Annotated in this window: 14 protein-coding genes; 4 read left to right on the top strand and 10 right to left on the bottom strand. The window is 68.4% G+C overall.

All coding sequences use genetic code 11. From position 1 onward, the window contains the following. Nucleotides 1-102 precede the first annotated feature (102 nt). Nucleotides 103-1,875, top strand: coding sequence for an SLC13 family permease (locus AUL32_RS06260; protein ID WP_062112726.1), 1,773 nt, complete (start codon nt 103-105; stop codon nt 1,873-1,875). 149 nt (nt 1,876-2,024) lie between these two features. Next, entirely contained in the window at nt 2,025-2,654 is a 630-nt protein-coding gene (locus AUL32_RS06255; RefSeq protein ID WP_062112722.1) for an RBBP9/YdeN family alpha/beta hydrolase, read from the top strand. A gap of 36 nt (nt 2,655-2,690) precedes the next feature. On the opposite strand, the gene AUL32_RS06250 is transcribed toward AUL32_RS06255, so the two are convergent. The 9 genes from AUL32_RS06250 to fni all read right to left on the bottom strand — a co-directional run bounded on the left by AUL32_RS06250 (nt 2,691) and on the right by fni (nt 13,094). After that, nucleotides 2,691-4,145 (bottom strand): alkaline phosphatase D family protein, encoded by a 1,455-nt coding sequence (locus AUL32_RS06250; RefSeq protein ID WP_062112719.1) that lies wholly within the window; start codon nt 4,143-4,145, stop codon nt 2,691-2,693. A gap of 161 nt (nt 4,146-4,306) precedes the next feature. Beyond that, a complete protein-coding gene (locus tag AUL32_RS06245) occupies nt 4,307-5,434 on the bottom strand; it encodes an ABC transporter ATP-binding protein (protein WP_062112716.1) in 1,128 nt (375 codons plus the stop codon). Beyond that, nucleotides 5,431-6,255, bottom strand: a complete 825-nt coding sequence (locus tag AUL32_RS06240; RefSeq protein WP_062112713.1) for an ABC transporter permease — start codon at nt 6,253-6,255, stop codon at nt 5,431-5,433. The genes AUL32_RS06245 and AUL32_RS06240 overlap by 4 nt, the downstream gene beginning before the upstream one ends. Then, on the bottom strand, nt 6,252-7,085 hold the full coding sequence (locus tag AUL32_RS06235) for an ABC transporter permease (RefSeq protein ID WP_061977911.1): 834 nt from the start codon (nt 7,083-7,085) through the stop codon (nt 6,252-6,254). The genes AUL32_RS06240 and AUL32_RS06235 overlap by 4 nt, the downstream gene beginning before the upstream one ends. 305 nt (nt 7,086-7,390) lie before the next feature. Continuing rightward, nucleotides 7,391-8,452 carry an ABC transporter substrate-binding protein gene (locus AUL32_RS06230; protein WP_374700930.1) on the bottom strand — a complete coding sequence of 354 codons (1,062 nt, stop codon included), beginning with the start codon at nt 8,450-8,452 and terminating at the stop codon, nt 7,391-7,393. A gap of 341 nt (nt 8,453-8,793) precedes the next feature. Then, nucleotides 8,794-9,849, bottom strand: coding sequence for a TerC family protein (locus AUL32_RS06225; protein WP_244493206.1), 1,056 nt, complete (start codon nt 9,847-9,849; stop codon nt 8,794-8,796). A 379-nt stretch (nt 9,850-10,228) separates the two neighbouring features. Then, nucleotides 10,229-10,900: a ribulose-phosphate 3-epimerase gene (gene rpe, locus AUL32_RS06220; RefSeq protein WP_061977402.1), complete on the bottom strand. Its 672-nt coding sequence runs from the start codon at nt 10,898-10,900 to the stop codon at nt 10,229-10,231. Nucleotides 10,901-10,903: 3 nt separating this feature from the next. Continuing rightward, nucleotides 10,904-11,950, bottom strand: coding sequence for a class 1 fructose-bisphosphatase (locus AUL32_RS06215; RefSeq protein ID WP_062112709.1), 1,047 nt, complete (start codon nt 11,948-11,950; stop codon nt 10,904-10,906). Nucleotides 11,951-12,053: 103 nt separating this feature from the next. Continuing rightward, nucleotides 12,054-13,094: a type 2 isopentenyl-diphosphate Delta-isomerase gene (gene fni, locus AUL32_RS06210; RefSeq protein ID WP_062112706.1), complete on the bottom strand. Its 1,041-nt coding sequence runs from the start codon at nt 13,092-13,094 to the stop codon at nt 12,054-12,056. Between the two features lie 228 nt (nt 13,095-13,322). Between fni and AUL32_RS06205 the strand changes: the two genes are divergently transcribed. Together AUL32_RS06205 and AUL32_RS06200 are read left to right on the top strand one after the other, a co-directional pair. Then, a complete protein-coding gene (locus tag AUL32_RS06205) occupies nt 13,323-14,261 on the top strand; it encodes a polyprenyl synthetase family protein (RefSeq protein ID WP_062112881.1) in 939 nt (312 codons plus the stop codon). A 48-nt stretch (nt 14,262-14,309) separates the two neighbouring features. After that, nucleotides 14,310-14,822, top strand: a complete 513-nt coding sequence (locus AUL32_RS06200) for a sterol desaturase family protein (protein ID WP_062112704.1) — start codon at nt 14,310-14,312, stop codon at nt 14,820-14,822. An 8-nt stretch (nt 14,823-14,830) separates the two neighbouring features. Here AUL32_RS06200 and AUL32_RS06195 read toward each other — a convergent pair whose 3' ends face one another. Further along, nucleotides 14,831-15,502, bottom strand: a complete 672-nt coding sequence (locus AUL32_RS06195; protein WP_062112702.1) for an O-methyltransferase — start codon at nt 15,500-15,502, stop codon at nt 14,831-14,833. Nucleotides 15,503-15,580: the final 78 nt, after the last annotated feature.

The raw sequence follows: 15,580 nt of genomic DNA, 5'->3' as shown, positions 1-15,580 counted from the left end.
CGCGGGCGAAACACCTGCGCGACGGGCGGAACAACGCATCGTCCCTCCTTTCGTTCAGCCGCCGGGCGCCCCCGGCGGCAATTTTGTCGCGAGTTCCCTCTGATGACACTCGATCAAGCCCTGGCGTTCGGACTTGTCGGCCTGACCGTGGCCGGGTTCGTCTGGGGGCGGCTGCCCTATGACCTGATCGCGCTGGCCGGCCTCCTGGCGGGCGTCGTGACCGGCATCGTCCCGGTCAAGGCGGCCTTCACGGGCTTCTCGGACGACGTGGTGGTGATCGTCGTGGCCGCGCTTCTGGTGAGCGCGGCGATCGCGCGCTCGGGCGTGGTGGAGGACATCATGCGCCCCTTCATGCCCTTCATGAAGACGCCGCAGCGGCAGGTCATGGTGCTGGTCGGCACGGTGACGCTGCTCGCCATGTTCACCAAGAATGTCGGCGCGCTCGCCATGTTCATGCCCGTCGCCGCGCAGGTCTCGCGCAAGAGCGGCACCTCGATCTCGCAGCTTCTCATGCCCATGGCCTTCGGCTCGCTGATCGGCGGCCTCGTGACGCTGGTCGGCACCTCGCCCAACATCATCGTCTCGAAGATCCGGCAGGACATCACCGGCCAGCCCTTCGCCATGTTCGACTATGCGCCGGTCGGCCTCGGCGTCGTCGCGGTGGGCTTTCTCTTCCTGTGCTTCGCGTCCAACCTCATTCCCAAGCGCAAGCCGGCGGGCGCGGCCGGCGACGCCTTCGCGCTCGACGCCTACACGGCGGAGGCACAGGTGCCGGAGGGCTCGGCCTTTTCGGGGCGCACGGTGGCCGATCTCGAAGCGGCCGCCGACGGCGACATCGCCGTGCGCACGGTGATCCGCGAGCGCTTTCGCCGGCTGGAGCCGACCCCGAACCTTCTGATCCGCGAGGGAGACGACCTTCTTCTGGTGGGCGAGCCGGAGGGCATCGAGCGCGCCGTCGCCCGCGCCGGGCTGCGCCTCACGGGCGAGCCGACGACGCAGGCCGGCGACATCGAAAGCGAAAGCGTGGTGGAGGGCGTCGTCACGCCCCAGTCGCCCATCGTCGGCTCGCGCATCGCCAAGCTTTCGCTCCCCTCCGCCCATGGCGTGACGATCCTCGCCGTCAGCCGATCGGGAACCGAAATCCGCCAGCGCCTCCATTCGCTGCGCCTGCGCGAGGGCGACGTGCTGGTTCTCAAAGGCACCAGCGAGACCGTGCCGGAGGCTCTGGCGGCGCTGAAGATCCTGCCGCTGGCCGAGCGCTCCATCGTGCTCGGGCGCAACCGGCGCTCCTTCATCCCTTTGGGTGTGCTCGCCGTCGCCATGCTTCTCACGGCGACCGGGCTCGTCAGCGCGGTCGCGGCCTTCTTCGGCGCCGCCGTGGTGCTGCTTCTCCTGCGCGTCATGAGCATGCACGAGGCCTATTCCACGGTGGAGGCCTCGGTGATCGTGCTCCTGGCCGCGCTGATCCCCCTGTCGGAAGCGATCCAGACCACGGGCGGAACGGACCTCATCGCCGGCTGGCTGTCCACCGCGCTGCACGGGCTTTCGCCCCTCACCTCGCTCTTCATGGTGACGCTGCTCGCCATGTCGGTGACGCCCTTCCTCAACAATGCCGCGACCGTGCTCATGCTGGGGCCGATCGCGGGCAGTCTGGCGCAGCGGCTCGGCCTCAATCCCGACCCGTTCCTGATGGCGGTGGCGCTGGGCGCGGCCTGCGACTTCCTCACGCCGATCGGCCACCAATGCAACACGATCGTCATGGCGCCGGGCGGCTATCGCTTCGGCGACTATTGGCGCCTCGGCCTGCCCTTGTCGCTGATCGTTCTCTTCGTCGGCGTGCCGCTGATCGCCTTCTTCTGGCCGGTGGCGGTGTGATGTCGCCGCACGAAGGTTTGGGGGAACCGCCGTTCGCGATGGCTCGCGAATTCAGCATGGGATTGTTCGGAAAAGCCCCTTCCCGCCGCTAGGTTCTGCGGCAGAAACGGACCGCCGCCCCGGCGGCGTCCCTGGAGGGAAGGCAACCCATGGCTCGCATTCTCGTCGTTCCCGGCTGGCGGGGCTCCGAAAACGGACATTGGCAGCGCCATCTCGCGGAAAGCGACCCGGACGCGCTCCTGGTGGAACAGGAGGATTGGGAGAACCCCATCCTCACAGACTGGCTGCACACGCTGGAGGCGCACCTAGCGGCAGCGCCCGGCGCCGTGCTGGTCGCCCACAGCCTCGGCGCGGTGCTCGTGGCGCATCTGGCCGCGCGACCTTCGGCCCAGCATGTGGCGGGCGCGCTTCTGGTGGCGCCGGCCGACACCGCCCGGATGGCGCGCGGCGACCCGCGCTTCCTGTCCTTCGCGCCGATCCCCCGCGCGCCCCTGCCCTTCCCCTCCGTGGTGGTGGCCTCGCGGGACGATCCGTTCATGAGCCTGTCCACCGCGCGCTCCTACGCGGGCGCCTGGGGCTCGGGTTTCATCGATCTCGGCCATGCCGGGCACATCAACCCGGCCAGCGGCTTCGGGCGCTGGCCCGAGGGCGAGACGCTGGCGCGCGACCTCGCCAACGGCTGGGATCACGAGGGGCCGCATGCGGCGGGCCCAAGCCTCTCCTCGGTCGCCCATGCGCCGATCTTCTCGTTCGGCGTCAACATGGCGTCGGGCGGATAAGAGCCAGCGGCGGGCGGGAAAGCCCGCGCGCCGCCTTCAGCCCAGCGCGAGCGCCGGCGTGCGCCCGTGGTCTTCCAGCTCCCAGACGGCGTGCCAGGCCCCGGCCTGACGCTCCACCACGAGATAATTCCGGTCGGCGGTGTAGACGGGCCGTTGGCCCGGCAAGGGGCGCAGGCGGATCTTGCGGCCCTTGAGCGGCGATTCGCCGAGCCGCGACAGGAGCCCCAGCCCGATCGCCATGGCGCGCGGCGGCTTGGGATGGGTGATGCCGGAGGCGACGAGCTGGTGCAGCTGGCTGCCGTCGCGAAGATGCATCGTGCCGCGCGTCGCCAGATGGATTTCGCCCGAGACGACGGTGACGGGCGAGCGGCGGCAAACCGCCTCGCCCTCCATGAGCGCGAGAAAACGCCGCCATTCCGCCCGGTGCGCCCGGCTCTGCCACTGGTCGCGCAGATCGTCCTCGTATTGCTGCGGCCGGGGGTAGAAGTCGAGCAGCGCTTCCACGAGGCTGAGGCGCGGCCCGAGCGCCGGCACGCTGGAAACGACGATGCGCCGCGCGCCTTCGGGCGCCGCCATCAACGTGGCCTCGAAGGCCGCCCAGCCCGCCTCGCCCATGACCCGGTCGGGCCGGCGCTCGGAGCGCAGGTCCGGCAGGAGAACCGACAGGCCTGGGAAATGCGCCCCTTGCGTGAAGCTCCGCCCGGTCCGGTCCGGGCAGGTTTCCGGCAGCAGGCCGTCGGCGGCGCCGAGCTGGAAGAGAAGGAACATCTCGCGCGCCGCCGCGAACAGGCCGAGCGCCACCGGGCTCTCCTGCAAACCGGGCGGATGGCTGCCCCAGCCGTCGAAAATGTCGTGATCGTCCCAGATCATCAGCGAGGGAACGGCGGCAAAAAGCGCGGCCGCCGCCGGCTGGCGCAGGAGGTCGAGATAGCGGCGGAAGAAGTAGGAGCGAACGGCCTCCGCCATCTCCGCCGTCCAGGCGACGCCGGGCCTCTCCTCGTTGGGCAGTTCGCCCCAGCGCTCGACCTCGGGATGGGCCTTGATGGCCTCGTCGGCATAGAGCTGGTCGCCGCCATGAAGGAGAAGCGCGAAGGGCCGCCTCCCGTGCTCGCTTTCCAACCGGCGCCACATGACGTCGCGATCCTCGTGCGAGCGTGCCTCGTCGTCATGCTCCTGCCCGTTGCAGGACACGAAGCCGACCGCGAGGTCGCCGCTCATGTCGGTGGCGACGCGAAAGCTCCGGCCGTTCACGCCATAAGCGGCGGTCGGGGACAGGGGAAGCCGGAGATCGCAGCGCCAGACCTCGTGGCCGAACAGGGCACCGAGACGAACCGGCTCGCCCGCCGCCCCGCCGGGCGCCTCGAAGACCGGGGTCGGATCGCCCTGGCGCGTGACGGCGACCGCCGCCATCCGCGCCCCGTGCTCGTCCGCCCCGCGCGCGAAAAGGATCGGCCCTGCCGCAAGGCCGGTCTTTCCGTCATGTCCGGTCAAGAGAATCCCCTTCGCCGCCCTGGCTCGTTTGCCGGCTCCCAATGTCGGAAGTCGGCGGGCGGATGCAAGGGCAGCGCGCCCACACCAAGCGCGCTGGTTGCAGGGTCAGAGCCCGTTTGACAACTCGGTCGGGTCGGCCCGACGCGTTGTCAAACAGTCCCTTAGAGAATGGGCGAAAGGCTGCGCGCCGCCTCGTTTCGGGCGAGGCCGCCGGGAAGAGGGCGGTGGCTGGCGCCGGTTTCGGCGTTCAGGCACTGCACGTCGTCGGGCGAGAAGAAGACGCTGAGCCGCTCGCCGCGCGGCGGCGGAGGCGCGGCAGGGTCGTTGAACGTGTCGATCAAAAGTTCGTTAACGCCAAAGCGGGCGCGGATGCGCACGACCGAGCCGAGAAACGCCACATCGACGATCTCGCCTTCCAGCCGGTTGCGCCGGTCGGGCCCGGCCTGAAGCGACAGAGCCTCGGGGCGCAGCGCCAGCGTGACGCGGCTGCCCGGCTGGGCACCCGGCGTCTCGGCATGGATTTCCTGCCCCGCCACGATAACCCGGTCGCCATGCGCCGCTTCGCCTTCCAGAAGGCCCAGCGTGCCGACGAAGGAGGCGACGAAGCGCGTGCGCGGCCGGTTGTAGATCTCGAAGGGCGTGCCGACCTGCTCCATCCGCCCTTCGCTCATGACCACGATCCGGTCCGACATGGACAGGGCCTCTTCCTGATCATGCGTGACGAAGATGGTGGTGATGCCGAGCTCACGCTGCAACTCTCGGATTTCCTCGCGCAGCGACACGCGGATCTTGGCGTCCAGCGCCGAGAGCGGCTCGTCCAGAAGCAAGACGCGCGGCTTGGGCGCGATGGCGCGGGCGAGCGCGACGCGCTGCTGTTGGCCGCCGGACAGCTGGTAGGGATAGCGGTCCTTCAGATGCTGGAGCTTGATGAGGCCCAGCATCTCGTCCACCCGCGCGGCGATCTCGGCCTTGCCGAGGCCGGCGATCTTGAGCCCGAAGGCGACATTGTCCCCGACGCTCATGTTGGGAAACAGCGCATAGGCCTGGAACACCATGCCGATGCGCCGCGCGTTGGGCGGGGTGTCCGTCACGTCCTCGCCGGCGATGCTGACGCGGCCGGCGCTGGGCGTCTCGAAGCCGGCGACGATGCGCAGCATCGTGGTCTTGCCGCAGCCGGACGGGCCGAGAAAGGAGATGAACTCGCCGCGCTCGACCTCCAGATCGAATTCGCGCAGCACGGGCACGCCGTTGAAGCTCTTGCGAACGCCCTCGATCTTCAGAAAGCTCATGGCGTGGCCCGTTTGCGAAAGGGAAGGGAAAACAGGCGCGCGCGGGGCCGACCCGGCCCGCGACCGCCCGCGACCTGCAGAAGCACCATGCAGGCCCAGGTGACGAGGAAGGAGATCACCGCCAGCGCCGCCGGCTCATAGGCGCGGTTGGCGCCGACATTCTGCAGATAGGGCCCGAAGGCCGGCCGGTTGAGAAGGCTGGCCAGCACGAACTCGCCGATCACGATGGCGAAGGTGAGAAAGGCGCCCGACAGGACGGCCGGGCGCACATTGGGCAGGATCACGTTCCAGAGGATGGCGCCGCGCTTCGCGCCCAGGCTCTCGGCGGCTTCCGTCAGCATGCGGATGTCGATCGCCTGCAGACCGGTGTCCACCGCGCGATACATGTAGGGGAGCGCCAGCACGCTGTAGCCGAAGACCAGAAGCACGTTGGTGCCGGGCACTGTGGCGGTAAACGGCAGCCAGGACGAGGAATTGTAGAGCCGGAGATAGCCGAAGACGAGCACGATCGGCGGGATCACCAGCGGCAGGAGCGTGACGAACTCGACCACCGGCCGCATGCGCGGCAGGCGCAGGCGCACCCAATAGGCCGTGGGCACCACGAGCGCGGCGCCGATCACGATCGTGGCGAGCGCCGCCACGGCCGAGAACAGGAACGTCTCCTGAAAGCGCTGGTCGGCGAAGACGACGCGGTAGGCCTGGAAGCTCCAGGTGCCGCGCAGCATGGACAGCGAGAACTGGAAGGTCGCCCAGAGCGGAAGCAGGAAGTAGAGCGCCGCCAGAAGCACGATGAGGGTGGAGACGATGCGGCGCGGCTTCATTTCAGCCACCGTTCGGCGCGGGCGCGCAGCCAGATGTAGAGAAGATTGGAGCAGCCGGTGATGACGATCATGCCGAAGGCCAGCGCATAGCCGAGATTGGGATTGTAGAGCACATCGCCCCGGATCTGCGCGTAGAGGAGGATCGGCACGATATTGAGCGAGGAGCCTGTCAGCGCATAGGCCGTGGCGATGGCGCCGAAGGCGTTGGCGAAAAGGAGCAGGAAGCAGCCGAGAAGGCTGGGAAACAGCACCGGCAGGCCGATCATACGCCAATATTGCCAGTTGGTTGCGCCCAGGATCGAGGAGGCCTCGCGCCATTCGCGCTTCAACCCGTCCAGCGCCGGCGCGATGATGAGCACCATCAGCGGGATCTGGAAATAGAGATAGGTAAGCGTCAGCCCCCAGAAGCTTAGGAGATTGAAGCCCATCCGGTAGATGTTGATGCCGAAGGCCTCGTTCAGGAACCAGGTGACGAGGCCGAGCCGGCCGACCGTCGCGAGAAAAGCGAAGGCGAGCGGGATGCCGGCGAAGTTGGAGGCGACGCCCGAGAAGGTGACGACGCTGGAACGCACGAAGGACGGCAGCCCTCCGTGCACGATGGCATAGGCGACGAAGAAGCCGATCAGCGCGCCGAGCCCGGCCGAGGCGAGGCTGATGCGGATCGAGATCCAGTAGGCGGCCAGGATCTGCGGCTGGAAGAGAGCCGTGAGATTGGCCAGCGTGAACTCGCCGGCCGGATTCTGAAAGGCACCGATGATGAGATAGAGCGTCGGCCCCACCAGGAAGAGGAGCGCGAAGAGGAGGAAGGGCACGACGCCGAGCCAGGCCATGGACAGGCGCGCGCGCCGCTCGGCCAGCGGACCGGAGGCCCCTGCCCGGCCCTGGGCCGCGCCGCTTTGGCCGAGGCCACCGGGGCCCGCTCCGCCCTGCGGCGCTTCAAGAAGTCCGACGCTCGATGCCAAGGCCACTCCGCGATCTTGCCGAAGGCGCCCCCGCCCCTCCGATCAGACGCGGAAGACGAGAGCTGCCTGTTGGAACGATGTCCGTTCCCCGCCCACCAGCCCACGGCGCGAGAGCCGAGGGGTCGGAACGGGAAAAGGCCGCCGGCGAGCGGCGGCCTTTCAGAAGTTTGGTGTTACTGGACCTTGGCGCCCACGACCTGATCCCACTTGGTGGTGATCTCGGCCTTGGCGCCGTTCTGCTCGTCCAGCGTCGGGAACTTGGCCCGCTCGTAGGCGGCGGCCGGCGGCAGCTTGGCCAGAAGGTCCTGCGGGATCTTGCCGGCCTTGGCCATCGCGTTGAAGCGGATCGGGTGGCAATAGCCCTTGAGGTAGTTGATCTGCCCCTCGTCGGAATAGATGTATTCCATCCAGAGCTTGGCGGCGTTCGGGTGCGGCGCGTAGGCGCTGATCGCCTGAACGTAGACACCGGCGACGACGCCGGACTTGGGCACCACGACCTCGACCACAGGATTGCCGGCCAGCGTGTCGCGGCCTGCCAGGGCGTTGTAGTCCCAGCGGATCATGATCGGCGTCGTGCCCTGCGCGAGCGAGGCGGGCTTGCCGATCACCGGCACGAAATTGCCGGCCGCGTTCAGCTGCTTGAAGAAGTCGAGGCCGGCATCGGCGATCTCGGTGGCCGAACCGTTCGGCTTGGCGGAGAGGCCGGCGGCGTAGACCGCCTGGATCGCCTGCGCCGAGGCGCGGGGGTCACCCGCCAGCGCGACGGAATTGGCATAGTCGGACTTCAGGAGGTCGGACCAATCCTGCGGCACGTCCTTCACGATGTCCTTGTTCACCTCGAAGGTGAGGACGCCGTAATAGTCGCCGTACCAGAAGCCGTCGGCATCCTTGGCGTCGTCGGGGATTTCGCTCCAGGTCGCGACCTTATAGGGCTGGACCAGCTTGTCGGTCTTGGCCTGCGGGCCGAAGGACAGGCCGACGTCGATCACGTCGGGCGCTTGCGGGCCGGTGTTGCCCTGGTTGGCCTTGATGGCCTCGATCTCGTCGGCCGAGCCGGCGTCGGGGTTCAGCTCGTTGACCTCGATCCCGTACTTGGCCTTGAAGCCCGAGATCATCTCGCCGTAGTTGCACCAGTCGTGCGGCAGGGCGATCGTGGTGAGCTGGCCTTCCTTCTTGGCGGCGGCCACCAGCTCGTCCATCGACTGAGCCCGCGCGGCAGGCGCGGCGGCGGCCATCGCGAAGGACGCGACCGCCAGAATGGAAACACCGCGATTCAATGTCCGGCTCATGTCAGCCCTTCTCCCTTGATGCCGCCCTTTGGCGGATCCGCGCTGCGAGCCGATGCCCGCCGTCTGCGGCTAGCACGCTCGCATGACAGTTCGGTGTCAGTTGAACAGGCCTTCAACCGCCCCGGCTCCTGGGTGACATGTGATCGGCTTATCGAAAACGAGGCAAGCAAAAAGAAAAGGCAGGCTGTGCGTTTCCCCAAGGGAGCCACGGCCATTGAAAAAAAGGGCCGGCTTGGCGCCGGCCCTTTCAAAGGTTTGGGTTGTCGCGTCTTCGAGGCGCGTTCGGCTTACTGGCCTTTGCGGGCGTCCGAACGGCTCTTGAGCAGACTCGCCACCGTGGTCACCACGAGGATGCCGACGATCACCGAGAGCGAGAAGCTCGTCTCGATATGCGGCAGGCCCTGGATCGGCTGGCCGCCGTTCAGGAAGGGCAGCGTGTTGGCTTCCATGGCGTGGATCACCAGCTTCACACCGATGAAGGCGAGAATGAGCGACAGGCCGAGGCCGAGATAGACCAGCCGGTCGAGCAGGCCGCCGAGCAGGAAGTAGAGCTGTAGGAGGCCGAGCAGCGCGAAGGCGTTGGCGGTGAAGACGATGTAGGGCGCGTCGGTGAGACCATAGATCGCGGGGATGGAGTCCAGCGCGAAGAGAAGGTCGGTCATGCCGAGCGCGATGATGACGATGAACATGGGCGTGAAGAAGCGCTTGCCGTTCTCGATCACCGTCAGCGCGTTGCCGCGATAGTCGTCGGTGGTCGGCAGGTGGCGCTGGAAATACTTCACCAGGGCGTTCGGCTCGTATTCCTCGTCGGTCGACTTGGCGCCGTGCGAGAAGCTTTCCACCGCGAGCTTGTAGGCGGTGTAGAGCAGGAAGGCGCCGAACAGGTAGAAGACCCAGGAGAAGCGTTCGATGGCCGCCGCGCCGAGCGCGATGAAGATGCCGCGCATGATGAGCGCGATCACGATGCCGATCAGAAGCGCCTTCTGCTGATAGGCCGCCGGCACGCGGAAGCTCTTCATGATGATGACGAAGACGAAGAGATTGTCGACCGAGAGGGACTTCTCGGTGATGAAGCCGGCGAAATACTCGATGCCGTGCTCGCGGTCCCAGAAATGCCAGACGCCCCAGCCGAACAGGAGGGCGAGCGCGACGTAGAAGGTCGACCAGAGCGCCGCTTCCTTGAAGGTCGGCTCATGCGGCTTGCGCACATGGGTCAGGAAGTCGAACACGAAGAGCGCGGCGATGCCGCCGATCGTCGCGAGCCATACCCAGGTCGGCACCACATCGGGGGAAATCCCCGTCAGGGCGGTCTCCGCCGCGGCATTCGATATCGTCTGGTCCAACTATCCCTCCTTGGCGACGGACGACATGTCCGCATGGCCCAATCCGTCCCGCGCGGGCCGCCACCGGCTGTCCCGGCGGTCTCGGCAGGCTGTGGGCGGTCGGCTCGTTCGCCAACCGTCCCCACGCCGCGACGCGGCGCATAGGTGTGTTGTTTTTTTCGCGGTGCAACGGCGCCGCGCGTGAATTCGGACAGTGTGTGGGAAACAACGCCGCCGATTCGCGCGCCGCGCGACAGATCAAACCGGTTTAACCGGCCGAGCGCTTGGGTTTTTCCGCTGGAAAGACAAGACGATCAGCCCGTCTTATCACATCGATTTGAGGAAGACTTGAAGCGGCACGGAGCGCCGCTTCCTCTTCTTGCCCTTCTGGAACGCCTGTTCAGGCCGCGTTTGCATGGGCGCGCAGCGCGTCCATATTGGCGCGGTAGCTTGCCTCGTTGCCGCCCTTGTAGACCGCCGAGCCGGCGACGAACGTGTCGGCACCCGCCTTGACGATCTCGCCGATCGTCTCGGGCGAAACGCCGCCGTCCACCTGGAGGCGGATCGGCCGGTCGCCGATCCGGGCGCGCAGGCGGCGGATCTTCTCCAGCGTCGAGGGAATGAAGCTCTGGCCGCCGAAGCCGGGATTGACCGTCATCACGAGGATTAGGTCCACCCGGTCGAGCACGTATTCGACGGCGCTTTCGGGCGTCGCGGGGTTGATCGCCACGCCCGCCTTGCAGCCCAACGCGCGGATGGCCTGGAGCGAGCGGTCGAGATGGCGCGTCGCCTCGGCATGGACGGTAATCCCGTCGCAGCCCGCCTTGGCGAAGGCTTCGAGATAGGGATCGGCCGGTTCGATCATGAGATGGGCGTCGAAGAACTTCCGGGACGCCCCGCGCACGGCCGCCACCACGGGCGGGCCGAAGGTGATGTTGGGCACGAAATGCCCGTCCATCACGTCGAGATGGATCCAGTCCGCCCCGGCGCGGTCCACCGCCGCGATCTCCTCGCCCAGGCGCGAGAAGTCGGAGGAGAGGATGGAGGGGGCGATGACGAGGTCTGCGGCCACGGCTCAGATCCCTCCGGTCGGGCGGTGGAGAAGAAGCGGCGATTCGGCGGCGAGACTGTCGGGATCGGCGAAGGTGCGGCCGATCTCCAGCACCTCGTTGCGCGAGCCGAAGACTACCGGCGTGCGCTGATGCAGGCCCTCGGGCACGATGTCGAGAATGGGATGGATGCCGTCGGTCGCAGCGCCCCCCGCCTGCTCGGCGCAGAAGGCCACCGGGCTCGCCTCATAGAGAAGCCGGATGCGGCCCTGCGCATAGCCCTTGCGGCTATCGCCGGGATAGAGATAGACGCCCCCGCGCACGAAGATGCGATAGGCGTCGGCCACCATGGAGGCGACCCAGCGCATGTTGAAGTCGCGCCCGCGCGGGCCGTCCTTGCCGGCAAGGCACCGGTCGACATAAAGGCGAACCGGCGCGTCCCAATGGCGGACATTGGACGCGTTGATGGAATATTCCTTGGCGTCCTCGGGAATGCGCAGCGTCTGCGCGTAGGTGAAGCGCTGCGTCTGGGACGACCAGCCGAACACATGCGTCCCCTCGCCCACGGTGACCACCAGCAGGAGCTGCGGCCCGTAGACGAAGAAGCCGGCGGCGAGCTGCCGGCGGCCGGGCTGGCGGAACACCGAAGCCGGATCGGCCCGGTGCTCGGCCTCCACCGGCAGGACGGAGAAGATCGTGCCGATCGAGACATTGGTCTCGATGTTGGAGGAGCCGTCGAGCGGGTCGATGGCGAGCGCCAGCGTCCCTTCCGCGTTCATCGCCACCGCCTCGTCCTGCTCCTCGGAGCCGTAGAAGGCGACGGGCGCGTTCCGCGCCGCCGCGACGAAGAGCCGGTCGGCCTCGAGATCCAGCACCTTCTGCACGTCGCCGCCGCCATTGGCCGCGCCGTCGGCCGAGGTGGCCTGGCCGCCGCCGAGCGCACCGCCGGAGCTGATGAGGATCTGCAGCCGGGTCGCCGCCTCGGCCAACTGCGAGAGAAGCGACACGACATCCCGCCCGATCGGGCTCTTGGCCGAGATGGGCGCGAAATACTCGTCGAGCGTGGCGGTCATGCGTCGTCCCTCAGGTCCCCTCGGATAGGCTGTGGATATAAGGATGCGCCAAGCTTCGCAAACCGGAAAATGGCGGGACGGCCCTTCGGGCGGGCCCTCCCCTCTATCCCTCCCCGCCCTCCAGAAGCGGCGCGTGGCGCAGGGCGGCGAGGTTGAGGGAGCCGGTGCAGAAGCAGGCGATGCGCAGTTGCGCGATGACGTCGGAGAAATGCGCGACCACCGCGTCCGTGGACTGATCCGCGCCGGGCAGCGCGGCGGCGGCCTGGCCGGCGAGATCGGCGCCGAGGCGAATGGCCCGCGCCGCGTCCAGCCCATGGCGCACGCCGCCTGAGCCGATCACCACCGCATCGGGGCAGGCGGCGCGCACGTCGGCAATGGCGCGGGCGGTGGGAATGCCCCAGTCGGCAAAGAGCAGCGCCGTGGCGCGCGCGCCGGGATCGGCCAGACGCTCGGCCTCGATCGCGGCCCAGCTCGTGCCGCCCGCGCCCGCCACATCGATGGCGCCAACGCCGGCCTCCACCAGCCGCCGCGCCAGCCGGCCGGAAATGCCGTTGCCGACCTCCTTGGCAACGATCGGCCGGCCGAGGTCGCGGGCCAGCGCCTCGATCGCGCCGAGAAGCCCGCGCCAGCGCCGGTCGCCCTCCGGCTGCACCGCCTCCTGCAGCGGGTTGAGATGGACGATCAGCGCGTCCGCCTCGATCATGTCCACCGCCCGGCGCGCCTCGTCGAGGCCCCAGCCGGCCAAAAGCTGCGCCCCGCCGATATTGGCGAGGATCGGCACGCTCGGCGCCAGACGCCGCAGCGAGCCGTCGAGCCCGCCCTGGCCGCGCCCTTCGAGGGCGATGCGCTGCGAGCCGACGGCGAGCGCAAGGCCCAGCGCTTCGGCCGCCTCGGCCAGCCGCTCGTTGATGCGGGCCGCGCGCTCCATGCCCCCGGTCATGGAGGAAATCAGAAGCGGCGCGCGCAAGGGGAGGCCGAAAAGCGCCGTGGAGAGATCGACCTCGTCGAGGTCCAGTTCGGGCAGCGCGGCGTGCTCGAATCGCACGGCGTCGAAGCCGGATTCCACACGCGGGCTCGCGAGCTTGGGGCGCAGGACGATATCGAGGTGATCACCCTTTCGCGAGCGGATGTCGGCGTCTGGCACGGCGTGTCCTCTTGGCGGGTGCGAATCGGCGCGGGCGAGGCGCCCTTCTACTCCTGTTTGCGGCCGGAGGCATGGAACGGGGCGCTATGTCCTTTCGTCGCAGACATAGGTCGCATCGGGCGCGGCGCACTTCCCGCCGCGACTTGGAGTGCTACTAATTCCTGTTCAGCTTGGATTTCCCATGAAATGCTGGCCACGAAGACGCTTGAACAAGGTTACGACGCGACGATGATAGCCGGACCGCAGACGACCCGCGATCTTCTGGCCGAGGTGGATGGCCGGCTGGCCGCCCTCACCCCCGGCGTGATCGAGGGACAGTCGCCGCTGGACCTCGCCCTGCGCGACGGCGTGCTGGCGCCGGGCAAGCGGCTTCGCCCGCTGGTGACGCTTCTGGTGGCCGAGGCGCTGGGCGGCGCGCGCGCGGCGGCGCTGGACGCCGGCTGCGCCTTGGAGATGATCCATGCCGCCTCGCTGATCCTCGACGACCTGCCCTGCATGGACGATGCCGAGCTGCGGCGCGGCCGCCCGACCCTGCACCGCGCCCATGGCGAGGATGTCGCGGTTCTCTGCGCCATCGCGCTTCTTTCGGAGGCCTATGGCACGCTGGCGCGCCTGGAAGGCGTGGACGGCGCGCGGCGCGGCGAGTGCGTGGCGGTTCTGGCCGAGGCGGTGGGCACGCGCGGCCTCGTCGCCGGCCAGTATCAGGACCTTCGCGGCGGGCGCGGCCCGCGCCCGGTGAGCGAGATCGACGCCGCCAACGGCCTGAAGACCGGCTCGCTCTTCACCGCAGCCGTGGAGCTCGGCGCCATCCTGTCGGGCGCGGGGGCGGAGCGACGCGCGCGCCTCAGGGGCTTTGCCAGCGAACTGGGCCTTGCCTTTCAGCTGCTGGACGATCTTCTCGACGCGGCCGGGCCGAGCGCCGTCGTGCTCGGCAAGGATGTCGGCAAAGACGCGGCCAAGTCCACCATCGTCTCCATCATCGGTCCCGAGCAGGTGGGCCGGCGCATCGACCGGCATGTGGACGAGGCGCGCTCGCATCTCTCGGCCGCGCTCGGCCCCGCCTCGCGGCTGGAAGCGCTGGTGATGGACGTGTTCGACCGTTCGCTGGGCGCCCGCCATCTCACCGAGGCCGCGCGAGAGCGCGAACCCGAGCTCGGCGCGCTATAATGCCCGCAATGGGGCCGCAGGCCCCGCCGACTGTCTGAAAGCATTGCCATGACCACGAGCTGGCTCGCACTGACCCTTATCGCCATCGGCGTCTTTCTCGTGATGGAGATCGTCGCCTGGGCCGCGCACAAATACATCATGCATGGCTGGGGCTGGGGCTGGCACGAAAGCCACCATGAGCCGCACGAAGGCCTGTTCGAGAAGAACGACCTTTACGCCGTGGTCTTCGCCATCTTCGCCATCGGCCTCTTCGCGCTTGGCACCTTCGCCGCGCTACCGATCGTCACCGCCATCGCAAGCGGCATCACGCTCTACGGGCTGTTCTACTTCATCGTCCATGACGGTCTGGTGCACCAGCGCTGGCCCTTCCGCCACATCCCGCACAAAGGCTACGCCAAGCGCCTCGTCCAAGCGCATCGGCTGCACCATGCGGTGAAGGGGCGCGAAGGCTGCGTGTCCTTCGGCTTCCTCTACGCCCCACCGGTGGAGAAGCTTTCGGCCGAACTCAAGTCGTCCGGCCGGGTGCGCGAGGAACAGGGCGATAGGCGGCCGACGAACTGAGCCCGCCCCTACTCTCCGACCACGGCGAGGGCGAACCCGTCCCAGCCCTTGGCGCCCACGGTCTGGATCGCGGTGGCCCGGAGCCTTGGGTGGTTGCCGAGCAGGCGCAGGGCGGCCTGCGATCCCTGGACGTTCGGGTCGGCGCTGCCGGTGTCGGCCACTGCGCCGCTCCGGATCACATTGTCGAAGACGATCGTGGTGCCGGGCCGCGAGAGGCGCAGCGCCCAGTCGAAATAGCCGGGATTGTTGAGCTTGTCGGCGTCGACGAAGACAAGGTCGAACGGCCCTTCGAGGGTGGGCAGCACGTCCAGCGCCGCGCCGACCCGAAGGTCGATTCGATCCGCCATCCCGGCGCGCTCGAAATTCCGACGCGCGACTTCGGCATGGGCCGCCTCGCGCTCGATCGTCACCACCTGCCCGCCCGCCGGCAGGGCGCGCGCCAGGCAGATCGTGCTGTAGCCGCCGAGCGCGCCGATCTCGAGCACGCGCTTCGCCCCCGTCATGGCGACGAACAGCGCGAGCATTCGCCCCTGCGCTGCCGACACGTCGATCGGCGGCAGACCGGCCGCCGCATTGGCCGCCAGCACGGCGTCGAGCACGGGGTCGGTGAGGTTCAGGACCTCGCCGAGATAGGTGTCCACCTTCGCCGACACGGCCGGGTCGGTTTCGACATGCGACATGGGCTTCTCTCCGAAGGCGAATCGGCGAAAGCTTAGGCGCCACCGGCCGCCTACGGCAATCCTCTGGCCAAGGGAATT

The sequence above is a fragment of the Aureimonas sp. AU40 genome (assembly GCF_001463785.1).
Classification (GTDB): Bacteria; Pseudomonadota; Alphaproteobacteria; order Rhizobiales; family Rhizobiaceae; genus Aureimonas.
Note: the sequence above shows the minus strand (reverse complement) of the source record. Positions and strands in the feature narration are given on the sequence as shown.